The organism is Streptomyces sp. NPDC017202 (assembly GCF_044331705.1).
Lineage (GTDB): Bacteria > Actinomycetota > Actinomycetes > Streptomycetales > Streptomycetaceae > Streptomyces.
This window is the reverse complement of the sequence record NZ_JBIRNP010000002.1, coordinates 655526-666118: the sequence shown is the minus strand read 5'-3', so window position 1 is coordinate 666118 and position 10593 is coordinate 655526. Positions and strand designations below refer to the sequence as shown.

Below are 10593 nucleotides of genomic sequence, written 5' to 3'. Positions count from 1 at the left end.
CGCCGCGGGGGGGGGCCCCACGGCGCCGGTGGCCTTTAGGGCGGGTTCTTCCACGGCCTGAACGCCCGCGGGGGGGGTCTGGGGGGGGGGCCCCGGGGGGGGGGGGGGGGGCCCCCGGGGGGGGGGCGCCCCTCCCGCGTGTCGGGCGTGGATGTCGGTAAGCCCGCGTTCCCGGGCATACGTCAGTCGCACCCGTGGGTACGCACATGTCGGTACGCGTACGTCAGCGCGCGTACGTCGAGGCGTGTACGTCGGTGCGCATACCGAGGTCTACGGAATGTGTCGTTCAGGGAGCGTTGCCCAGTGACGGAGGCGGAGGACCGCAAGCCGCAGTCGGACGAGGCGAAGGGCACGTTCGATCCGGAGATCACCTCCGAGTTCGCGATCCCGCGGGGGCTGGCCGCCCCCAGGGGCGCGGGCGAGTCGGAGACCACGTCGGAGTTCGCCGTCCCGGTGGGCCTGGACGTCGCGCAGCCGGCCGGCGGTGAGTCCGAGGGGTCGGCGTTCAGTCCGCCGAGGACGTACAGCTCGCGGCACGCCCCGCCCGCCTTCACCCCCGCCGAGGGCTTTCCCGTGGTCAGTCTGACCAAGGACGTGCCCTGGCAGGACCGGATGCGGACGATGCTGCGCATGCCGGTGGCCGAACGGCCCGCGCCGGAGCCCCCGCCCAAGGCGGAGGAGGGCGGCCCGGCCGTCCCGCGCGTGCTCGACCTGACGCTGCGCATCGGCGAGCTGCTGCTGGCGGGCGGGGAGGGCGCCGAGGACGTGGAGGCCGCGATGTTCGCGGTCTGCCGCTCCTACGGGCTCGACCGCTGCGAGCCGAACGTCACCTTCACCCTGCTGTCGATCTCGTACCAGCCCTCCCTGGTCGAGGACCCGGTGACGGCCTCACGGACCGTGCGGCGCCGGGGCACCGACTACACCCGGCTGGCGGCCGTCTTCCACCTCGTCGACGACCTCAGCGACCCCGAGACGCACATCTCCCTGGAGGAGGCGTACCGGCGGCTCGCCGAGATGCGGCGCAACCGGCACCCGTATCCGACCTGGGTGCTGACCTCGGCGAGCGGACTGCTGGCCGGCGCGGCCTCGGTGCTCGTCGGCGGCGACCTGATCGTGTTCGTGGCGGCGGCGATCGGCGCGATGCTCGGCGACCGGCTGGCGTGGCTGTGCGCCGGACGCGGGCTGCCGGAGTTCTACCAGTTCCTGGTGGCCGCGATGCCGCCCGCCGCGATAGGCATCGCGCTGACGCTCGGACACGTCGACGTGAAGGCGTCCGCCGTCATCACCGGTGGGCTGTTCGCGCTGCTGCCCGGACGGGCCCTCGTGGCGGGCGTCCAGGACGGTCTGACGGGCTTCTACATCACCGCCGCCGCCCGCCTGCTGGAGGTCATGTACTTCTTCGTCGGCATCGTCGTCGGCGTGCTGGTCATGCTCTACCTCGGCGTGCAGCTGGGCGCCCACCTCAACCCCGACGCCTACCTGGGCATCACCAAGCGGCCGCTGTGGCAGATCGGCGCGTCGATGCTGCTGTCGCTGACCTTCGCGGTACTGCTCCAGCAGGAACGGTCCACCGTGCTGGCCGTGACACTGAACGGGGGCGTCGCCTGGTCGGTGTACGGCGCGATGCGCTATGCCGGTGACATCTCGCCGGTGGCCTCCACCGCCGTCGCGGCGGGGGTGGTCGGGCTGTTCGGGCAGCTGCTGTCGCGGTACCGGTTCGCGTCCGCGCTGCCCTACACGACCGCGGCGATCGGGCCCCTGCTGCCCGGCTCGGCCACGTACTTCGGGCTGCTGGCCATCGCGCAGAACGAGGTGGACGCGGGGCTGGTCTCCCTGACCAAGGCGGCCGCGCTGGCGATGGCCATCGCCATCGGCGTGAACCTGGGGTCGGAGATCTCGCGGTTGTTCCTGCGGATCGGGTCCGCGGAGAAGCGGCGGGCCGCCAAGCGGACACGGGGATTCTGACGCCGGGGCCGGCCCCGGCGGATCTCCCGTGCCCGCGGTCGCGTCTCAGTAGCCCTGGTTGTGCGGGTACTGGCCGTTCTGCTGCTGCGGCTGGGACTGGGGCTGCCAGTCCTGCTGGGGGTACTGCTGCTGCGGGTACTGCTGTTCCTGCGGGTACTGCTGCGGGGGGTACTGCTGCTGGTACTGCTGGCCGTAGTAGTCGGGCTGGCGCTCGCCCTGGTACTGGTTCTGGCTCTGGTCGTCGGCCTGGTACTGGTTCTGGCCCTGGTCGCCGTACGGGTACTGGTTCTGGCCCCGGTCGCCGTACGGGTCGTGGTCCTCGATGCGGCGGAGCCTGGTGGTGGCGTCGTCCATGGCCTGGGCCTGGGCCGGCTGGGCGGAGGGCTCGGCCTGCGGGGGGTTCTTCTTGGACTGGGAGCGGGCGCGGAGGAACTCGATGATGATCGGGACCACCGAGAGAAGGACGATCAGGAGCAGGATCGGCTCGATGTTCTTCTTGACGAAGTCGATGTTGCCCAGCCAGGAGCCGAGCAGGGTCACGCCCGCGCCCCACAGGACGCCGCCGATGACGTTGAAGACCAGGAAGGACCGGTACCGCATGCCGCTGACGCCGGCGATGATCGGCGTGAACGTGCGGACGATGGGCACGAAGCGGGCCAGGACCAGCGACTTGGGGCCGTACTTCTCGAAGAACTCGTGCGCCTTGGTGACGTTCTCCTGCTTGAAGAGGCGGGAGTCCGGGCGGGTGAAGAGGGACGGGCCCACCTTCTTGCCGAACATGTAGCCCGCCTGGTCGCCCAGGATCGCGGCGACGCAGATCAGGGCGATGGCCGCCCACAGCGGGAAGTCCAGCTGGTTCGACGTGATCAGCAGGCCCGCCGTGAACAGCAGCGAGTCACCCGGCAGGAAGAAGCCGATGAGCAGGCCCGACTCCGCGAAGACGATGAGCAGCAGACCCCAGATGCCGAAGCTGTCCAGCAGGTAGTCGGGGTCCAGCCAGCTCGGTCCGAGGGCAAGGGTCGTCACGGTTCCGGGCTCCTGACGGGGGTGAGGGAATTCAGCGTCCTTCTACGGCCGCACAAAGCTATCAACGTCATGTGTGCGCCCCAGGTTCCACGGGGGTCCCCGGGATGCGCTGTGAGCCCGCTCGGGCAAACCTGTGAGCATGGGCATCGAAGATTACGGCGGCGGCCAGGGGCCCCAGCCGGACGTACTGGTCGTCACCACCAACGACGTACCCGGACACCGGATCGAGCAGGTCATCGGCGAGGTCTTCGGACTGACGGTGCGTTCGCGGCACCTCGGGAGCCAGATCGGGGCCGGGCTGAAGTCGATGATCGGCGGCGAGCTGAAGGGCCTCACCAAAACGCTCGTGGAGACCCGCAACCAGGCCATGGACCGGCTCGTGGAGCAGGCACGCGCGCGTGGCGCCAATGCCGTGCTCGCCTTCCGCTTCGACGTCACGGAGGCGGCCGACGTGGGAACCGAGGTGTGCGCGTACGGGACGGCGGTGGTCGTGGCCCGGGAGTGACCCCGGGCCGGGACCCTACGCGGACGTGTGCCGGACCGCGTTGGCGGAGATCGCCTCCCTGAGGTGCTCGGCGAGACCCGGGCGGGTGGAGTCGTAGAAGGCCTTGAACCGCTCGTCGGTGACGTACATCTCGCCCAGGGACTGGTGGAGCGCGTGGGAGCACGCGTAGAACCAGCCGCTGATGTGCTGCCGGTGTTCCTCGGCCATATCCATGGCCCGCTCGCCGGTGGGCGGTTCGCCGGCCGCCATGAGCGCGTCGTAGCGTGCGCTCCAGTCGGCCACCTCCTCCTGCATGCGCCGCCAGTCGTCCTTGGTGTAGCGGGCGGCCCGGCGCTGTGACTCCGCGTACGGCTCGGTGCCGCCCCAGCGCCGCTCGGCCTCTTCGGCGTACTGCTCGGGGTCCTTGTCCCCGAAGACCTCGAAGCGTTCCTCGGGGGTCAGGTCGATGCCCATCTCACGTGCCTCCATGGCGTGTTCCACGGCCGCGGCCATCTCCTGCAGCTGCTCGATCCGGGCGGTCAGCAGGCCGAGCCGGCGGCGCAGGTGCGCGCGCGGGTCCGCCTCCGGATCGTCGAGCAGGGTGGCGACCTCGTCGAGCGGGAAGCCGAGCTCCCGGTAGAACAGGATCTGCTGCAGCCGGTCGAGGTCGGCGTCGCTGTAGCGCCGGTGGCCCGCGTGGCTGCGCTCGCTCGGGGGGAGCAGGCCGATGCCGTCGTAGTGGTGCAGGGCGCGCACCGTCACCCCGGCGAAGCCGGCGACCTGTCCCACGGAGTAGTTCACTTCGTCCGCTCCCTTCTGCGTTCGTCCTCCACGGTGGGCCCTCACGCGACGTGAGGTGCAAGCCCGCCCCCTCCCCGTCGGCGGCGCCCTCTCCCCCGGCGGTGGCCCTCCCCGGGCGACGCCCGTTTTGTCCGCTTATCGTGAGCCCGTGGCTCACGACACCGCTCGACATGCGCCCCACTCCCCGGCGAGCCCCACGCGCGCGTTGCTGCTCTCGATCCCGCCCGCCCTGGTCGTCGGTGTGCTGGCCGGCCTGCTCCTGCTGCTGGTGAGCGAACTGGCCGGGCAGTTGCAGGACGTGCTGTGGGAGAACCTGCCGGACGCCCTGGGGGTGGGCCGTTACTCGGTGCTGTGGATGCTCGTCGTCCTCACTGCCACCGGCATCGCGGTCGGCCTGGTGGTGTGGAAGGTGCCGGGGCACGCGGGCCTCGATCCGGCGACCACCGGCCTGGACGCCTCCGTGCTGCCTCCCGTGGTGCTGCCGGGGCTCCTGCTGGCGACCATGCTGATGCTGGCGGGCGGGCCGAGTCTCGGTCCGGAGAACCCGGTCATCGCGGTGAACGTGGGGCTGGCGTACTGGCTGGGCCGCCGGCTGCTGCCGCGGGCGCCGGACCGGGTATGGCCGGTGCTGGCGGAGGCCGCGACGATCGGGGCGCTGTTCGGCACACCGGTCGCGGCGGCGCTGGTGATCTCCGAGGCGCTGGCCGGGCGGCAGACCGAAGGACCACTGTGGAACGGCGTCTTCACACCGCTCGTCGCGGCCGCGGCCGGTTCGACGACGATGATCCTGTTGGACCGTCCGAGCTTCGACCTCGACCTGCCGGCGTTCGGGCAGCCCGACTGGGGCGATCTGCTGTCCGCGACGGTGATCGCCTCCGTGGGCGCGCTGCTCGGCATGGCCGCCGTGCGCGGCCTCCCGTACGTCCACGGCGCGTTCGCGCGACTGCGGCACCCCATGCTGGCGCTGCCGGCCGGCGGGGTCGTGCTGGGGCTGCTGGCGGCCCTGGGCGGTCATCTGACGCTCTTCAAAGGGCTGGACGAGATCGCGGAGCTGGCCCACGATCCTGAGGGCTGGACTGCGGGAGAGTTCGCCACGATGGCGGTGGTGAAACTGGCCGCGCTGCTCGTCGCCACGTCCTGCGGCTTCCGCGGCGGACGGATCTTCCCGGCGGTGTTCGCGGGCGTCGCCCTCGGGCTGACCGCGCACGCCCTCGTGCCCGCCGTGCATCCCGCGGTGGGAGTCGCGACGGCCGTGCTCGGAGTCCTCCTCGCCATCACCCGGCAGGGCTGGCTGAGCCTCTTCGTCGCCGCCGTCCTGGTCTCCTCCCCGTCCGTCATCACGCTGCTGTGCGTCGCCTCGCTGCCGGCCTGGCTGCTGGTGACCGGCAGGCCGCAGATGCAGCTGCGGGAGGACGGGACGGCGATCCGGTGAACCGATCAGGCCCTTCGATCCGATGAACGAGCGGGGAGGACGCCGATGCCGACCCCGCACCCGACCCCCGACCGCTACCCCCGAGCCCCGAGCCCCGAGCCCCGAGCCCCGAGCCCCGAGCCCCGAGCCCCGAGCCCCGAGCCCCGAGCCCCGAGCCCCGACAGGAGAATCCCATGGCCCTGCACAAAGGCGTTGCCAAGGCGGACGAGCGCTCCCGCTCCGTGAATCCCTTCTACGGCGAGACGGACCCGGTCAGCGGTATGACCGAGGCGCCGCCCAAGCACCGGCTGCCGGACGGCCCGACGCCGCCCTCGACGGCGTATCAGCTGGTGCACGACGAACTGATGCTGGACGGCAACTCCCGGCTGAACCTGGCCACCTTCGTCACCACGTGGATGGAGCCGCAGGCAGGGCTGCTGATGGCGGAGTGCCGTGACAAGAACATGATCGACAAGGACGAGTACCCGCGCACCGCGGAACTGGAGCGCCGCTGTGTGGCCATGCTCGCCGACCTGTGGAACGCGCCTGACCCGTCGGCGGCCGTGGGCTGCTCGACGACCGGGTCGAGCGAGGCGTGCATGCTGGCCGGGATGGCCCTCAAGCGGCGGTGGAGCAAACGCACCACCGACCCGGCCGCCCGGCCCAACCTGGTCATGGGGGTCAACGTCCAGGTCTGCTGGGAGAAGTTCTGCAACTTCTGGGAGGTGGAGGCCCGCCTGGTGCCCATGGAGGGTGAGCGCTTCCACCTGGACCCGCAGGCCGCCGCCGACCTGTGCGACGAGAACACCATCGGGGTCGTCGGCATCCTCGGCTCCACCTTCGACGGGTCCTACGAGCCGATCGCCGAGTTGTGCGCGGCACTGGACGCCCTCCAGGAGCGGACCGGCCTGGACGTGCCGGTGCACGTCGACGGGGCGTCCGGCGCGATGATCGCGCCCTTCCTGGACGAGGACCTCGTGTGGGACTTCCGCCTCGCGCGCGTGGCGTCGATCAACGCCTCCGGGCACAAGTACGGACTGGTCTACCCCGGGGTCGGCTGGGCGCTGTGGCGCGACAAGGAGGCCCTGCCCGAGGAACTGGTCTTCCGCGTCAACTACCTGGGCGGCGACATGCCGACCTTCGCGCTGAACTTCTCGCGGCCCGGCGCCCAGGTCGTCGCGCAGTACTACACGTTCCTGCGGCTGGGCCGCTCGGGTTACCAGGCCGTGCAGCGCTCCACGCGGGACATCGCCCGGGAACTGGCCGACCGGGTGGAGGCGCTCGGCGACTTCCGGCTGCTGACCCGGGGCGACCAACTGCCCGTCTTCGCCTTCACCACGGCCCCGGGTGTCGAGTCGTACGACGTCTTCGACGTCTCCCGGCGGCTGCGTGAGCACGGCTGGCTGGTGCCGGCGTACACCTTCCCGCCGAACCGCGAGGATCTGTCCGTCGTGCGGATCGTGTGCCGCAACGGCTTCTCGTCGGACCTGGCCGACCTGTTCGTCGACGACCTGACGCAGCTGCTTCCGGAGCTGCGCCGGCAGCCGCACCCGCAGACCCGGGACAAGGGGGCGGCCACCGGCTTCCACCACTGATGTCAGCCACTGATGTCAGCGGTTCATGCCCGCGAACCTGCGCACCGCCGGCGGGAAGAAGACGGCGAGCAGGAACAGCGGCCAGACGAGGGCCGGCCAGAGGCCGTCGGTCGCCCCCGCCGGGCCGAACAGGTCGCGTACGGCGGTCGCCGTCCTGGACATCGGGTTCCACTCGACGACCGTGCCGAGCCGGCCGGGCATGGACGCGGGGGTGGCGATGGCGTTGGAGAGGAAACCGACCGGCCAGATGAGGATCTGCACGGCCTGGACCATCTCCGGTTTCCCGGCCACCAGCGCCAGCAGGATGCCGATCCAGAGCATCGCGAAGCGGAGCAGCAGGAGGAGACCCACGGCGCCCAGGAAGGCCCCGGCACCACCCTGGGCGCGCCAGCCGAGCGCGTACCCGACGCCGATCAGCACCGCGAGGCCCAGCGCCGACTGCAGCATGTCGGCGGCCGAGCGGCCGACCAGGACCGCGCCGTCGGCCATCGGCATCGAGCGGAAGCGGTCGATGACGCCCTTGTCGAGGTCCTGGGTGACGGCGAGCATCGTGCCCTCCAGGCCGAAGGCCATGGTGAGCGCGAGCATGCCGGGGACCATGTAGTCCAGGTAGTCGCCGTTCACCTCGCGGCCGCCGCCGACGAGATAGGCGAACATCAGCAGCAGCATCACCGGGAAGACGAGCCCGACGACCAGCCGGCCCGGCTGCCGTGCCCAGTGGGCGAGTTCGCGCCGGGTCATGGTCCAGGAATCGGTCAGCGCGTACGTACGCACACGGCCTCCTTCGTGCGGTCGTCCTGCCGGGTCAGGTGCAGGAACACCTCGTCCAGCGTGGGGCGGCGCAGGGCCACGTCCTCGGCCTGCAGGCCGGCCTCCTCCAGGGCGCGGACGACGGCGGAGAGGGCGGCCATGCGGTCGGTGACCGGGGCGCTGAGCAGCCTGCGGTCGGGATCGACAGTGATCTGTTCCTCGGCCATGGGCGTCAAACTTGATCAGTGACCGTCCCCGGGGTGCCGCTCCCCCGTCGCGTAGGGGTTCTCCGCGTCGTCCGCGAGGACACCGACGAACGGCTCGCCCTCGCCGGAGAACGTGTACGCCCCACCCTCGATCCGCGCGATCAGGCCCAGGGTCCACTCCGCCTCGGCGTCCGCCGTGTGGATCCAGAGGTTCATGATCTCGCCGATGTGCCCGAGCTGCTCCGGGCCCTCTGCGGGCACGTAGTGCTCGGTGACGGCCGAGCGCCACTCCTCGATGCGCCGGATCCGCTCCTTCAGCAGCGACACCGCCTCGGCGCGCGGCAGGTCCACGATGAAGCCGATGGCCGCCGACTTGACGTCCGTCTTCTGGTCGTAGGCGGTCAGCGACTCGCGCACCAGCCGGAAGTACTCCTCGGTGCCCCGCTCGGTCATCTCGTACTCGGTGCGGGGCGGGCCGCCGACGGTGGACGGGGCGATCTCGTGCGCGTGCAGCAGTCCCTGCTTCGCCATCTGCTTCAGGGCGTGGTAGATCGAGCCCGGTTTGGCGGTGGACCACTCGTGGGCGCCCCAGTACTCCAGGTCGTTGCGCACCTGGTAGCCGTGGGCCCGCCCGTGCTGGCGCACCGAGCCCAGCACGAGGAGACGGATCGCTGACATGCCGTCCAGACTAGGCCGCCCGGAACCCGCCGGGGGAACCGCCCGGAACCCGCGGAGGGAGCCGGCCGGAACCGGGAGACAGCTCCCCGGCACGCCGGAAGGCGGCCTGCGGCGTGCCGGGGGGGCGGAGGGGTGGAGGGGCCGGAAGGGTCCCTAGAAGGGGAACCGGCTGCGCCCGTGCTGCACCGAGATCCACTTCGTCGTCGTGAAGGCCTCCAGGGTCGTCTCCCCGTTGAGGCGGCCGACGCCGGAGTTCTTCTCGCCGCCGAACGGCACGATCGGCTCGTCGTGCACCGTGGCGTCGTTGACGTGGAACATCCCGGTGACGATCTGCTGGGCGAAGGCGACGCCCCGCTCGATGTCGCCGGTGTGGACGGCGCCGCTGAGCCCGTAGGGGGTGTCGTTGACGAGGCGTACGGCCTCCTCCTCGCCGTCGAAGGTGTCGAGGAAGACGACCGGGCCGAAGACCTCCTGCTGGAGCAGGGCGGAGTCGGCGGGCAGACCGCTCAGCACGGAGGGCTCGACGAGGTTGCCGGTCGTCGAGCCGTGCAGGAGGGCGGTCGCGCCCTCGCCGACGGCCTGCTCGACGACGCCGGAGACGGCCTCCGCCTGCGAGGAGTTGATGACGGGGCCGATGAGGGTCTGCGGGTCGCGCGGGTCGCCGGCCTTGAGGGTCTTCACCTTGGCGACGAACTTCTCGGTGAACTCGTCGGCGAGCGAGCGGTCGACCAGGATGCGGTTGGCGGCCATGCAGACCTGGCCCTGGTGGACGAAGCGGCTGAAGACTGCGGCGTCGACCGCGTAGTCCACGTCGGCGTCGTCGAGGACGACGAACGCGCTGTTGCCGCCGAGTTCGATGATGGACCGCTTGAAGTGCGAGGCGGCGACGGTGGCGACGTGCCGGCCGACCTTGTCGGAGCCGGTGAAGGAGATGACCCGCGGGACGGGGTGCTCCAGGAAGGCGTCGCCGATCTCGGCGATGTCGGTGACGACGACGTTCAGCAGGCCCGGGGGCAGACCCGCGTCCTCGAAGAGCTTGGCGATGACGGTACCGCCGGAGACCGGGGTGTTCTGGTGCGGCTTGAGCACCACGCCGTTGCCGAGGGCCAGCGCGGGAGCGACCGACTTCAGCGACAGCAGGAAGGGCACGTTGAAGGGGCTGATCACGCCCACGACGCCGACCGGCTCGCGGTAGACGCGGTTCTCCTTGCCGTCGATCGGCGAGGGAAGGATCCGGCCCTCGGGACGCAGCGACAGGTGGATCGACTCGCGCAGGAACTCCTTGGCCAGGTGGAGTTCGAAGGCGGCCTTGCCGAACGTGCCGCCCGCCTCGTCGACGAGGATCTCGCTGATCTCCGCCTCGCGCTCCTCCACCAGCCGCAGCACCTTCTCGAAGACCGAGCGGCGGGCATAGGCGTTGGTCGCGGCCCACTCCTTCTGGACGCGGGCGGCGGCACGGTAGGCCTCGTCGACCTCGTCGACGGTGGCTATCGTGATCGACGCGAGCTTCTCGCCGTCGTAGGGGTTGAAGTCGATGATGTCCCAGGACCCCGTCCCTGGACGCCACTTACCGTCGATGTACTGCTGGGCCAGGTCCGTGAAGTACGACGACATGTGATCCCTCAATCCCCTGCTGCGACCGGCCGCGACCGGCTGCGATCGACACAACGATCTGAT

At 71.0% G+C, this 10593-nt stretch carries 9 protein-coding genes and 1 pseudogene; 4 read left to right on the top strand and 6 right to left on the bottom strand.

The features are described from left to right. The first annotated feature begins 303 nt into the window (after window positions 1–303). Window positions 304–1965, top strand: coding sequence for a threonine/serine exporter ThrE family protein (locus ACH4N1_RS07255; protein WP_398095131.1), 1662 nt, complete (start codon window positions 304–306; stop codon window positions 1963–1965). Window positions 1966–2010: 45 nt separating this feature from the next. Here the strand turns inward: ACH4N1_RS07255 and ACH4N1_RS07250 are convergent, their stop codons facing one another. Further along, window positions 2011–2991 (bottom strand): DedA family protein, encoded by a 981-nt coding sequence (locus ACH4N1_RS07250; protein ID WP_398095130.1) that lies wholly within the window; start codon window positions 2989–2991, stop codon window positions 2011–2013. Window positions 2992–3130: 139 nt separating this feature from the next. Between ACH4N1_RS07250 and ACH4N1_RS07245 the strand changes: the two genes are divergently transcribed. Beyond that, window positions 3131–3496 (top strand): YbjQ family protein, encoded by a 366-nt coding sequence (locus tag ACH4N1_RS07245; protein WP_382782549.1) that lies wholly within the window; start codon window positions 3131–3133, stop codon window positions 3494–3496. Window positions 3497–3511: 15 nt separating this feature from the next. On the opposite strand, the gene ACH4N1_RS07240 is transcribed toward ACH4N1_RS07245, so the two are convergent. After that, window positions 3512–4276 (bottom strand): MerR family transcriptional regulator, encoded by a 765-nt coding sequence (locus ACH4N1_RS07240; RefSeq protein WP_398095128.1) that lies wholly within the window; start codon window positions 4274–4276, stop codon window positions 3512–3514. 148 nt (window positions 4277–4424) lie between these two features. On the opposite strand from ACH4N1_RS07240, the gene ACH4N1_RS07235 reads away from it, so the two are divergent. Continuing rightward, window positions 4425–5708, top strand: coding sequence for an ion channel protein (locus ACH4N1_RS07235; protein WP_398095126.1), 1284 nt, complete (start codon window positions 4425–4427; stop codon window positions 5706–5708). Window positions 5709–5881: 173 nt separating this feature from the next. Further along, entirely contained in the window at window positions 5882–7282 is a 1401-nt protein-coding gene (locus ACH4N1_RS07230) for a glutamate decarboxylase (RefSeq protein ID WP_398095125.1), read from the top strand. A gap of 15 nt (window positions 7283–7297) precedes the next feature. Here ACH4N1_RS07230 and ACH4N1_RS07225 read toward each other — a convergent pair whose 3' ends face one another. The 4 genes and pseudogenes from ACH4N1_RS07225 to ACH4N1_RS07210 all read right to left on the bottom strand — a co-directional run bounded on the left by ACH4N1_RS07225 (window position 7298) and on the right by ACH4N1_RS07210 (window position 10530). Then, window positions 7298–8056, bottom strand: a complete 759-nt coding sequence (locus ACH4N1_RS07225) for an ABC transporter permease (RefSeq protein ID WP_398095123.1) — start codon at window positions 8054–8056, stop codon at window positions 7298–7300. Then, window positions 8038–8244, bottom strand: a pseudogene (locus tag ACH4N1_RS07220) (daunorubicin/doxorubicin resistance ABC transporter ATP-binding protein DrrA); the annotation flags it as partial. The pseudogene ACH4N1_RS07220 and the gene ACH4N1_RS07225, both read right to left, overlap by 19 nt. Window positions 8245–8274: 30 nt before the next feature. Further along, the gene (locus tag ACH4N1_RS07215; protein ID WP_398095122.1) at window positions 8275–8916 is read right to left on the bottom strand and encodes a PadR family transcriptional regulator; all 642 of its coding nucleotides are present in this window, start codon (window positions 8914–8916) and stop codon (window positions 8275–8277) included. Window positions 8917–9069: 153 nt separating this feature from the next. Next, window positions 9070–10530 carry an aldehyde dehydrogenase family protein gene (locus ACH4N1_RS07210; protein WP_398095120.1) on the bottom strand — a complete coding sequence of 487 codons (1461 nt, stop codon included), beginning with the start codon at window positions 10528–10530 and terminating at the stop codon, window positions 9070–9072. Between the last annotated feature and the right edge of the window lie 63 nt (window positions 10531–10593).

Excerpts from the sequence above, each read along its gene's own strand:
- ACH4N1_RS07245 (WP_382782549.1), top strand. The coding sequence starts at position 3,131 with ATGGGCATCGAAGATTACGGCGGCGGCCAGGGGCCCCAGCCGGACGTA.
- ACH4N1_RS07230 (WP_398095125.1), top strand. The coding sequence starts at position 5,882 with ATGGCCCTGCACAAAGGCGTTGCCAAGGCGGACGAGCGCTCCCGCTCC.
- ACH4N1_RS07215 (WP_398095122.1), bottom strand. The coding sequence starts at position 8,916 with ATGTCAGCGATCCGTCTCCTCGTGCTGGGCTCGGTGCGCCAGCACGGG.
- ACH4N1_RS07210 (WP_398095120.1), bottom strand. The coding sequence starts at position 10,530 with ATGTCGTCGTACTTCACGGACCTGGCCCAGCAGTACATCGACGGTAAG.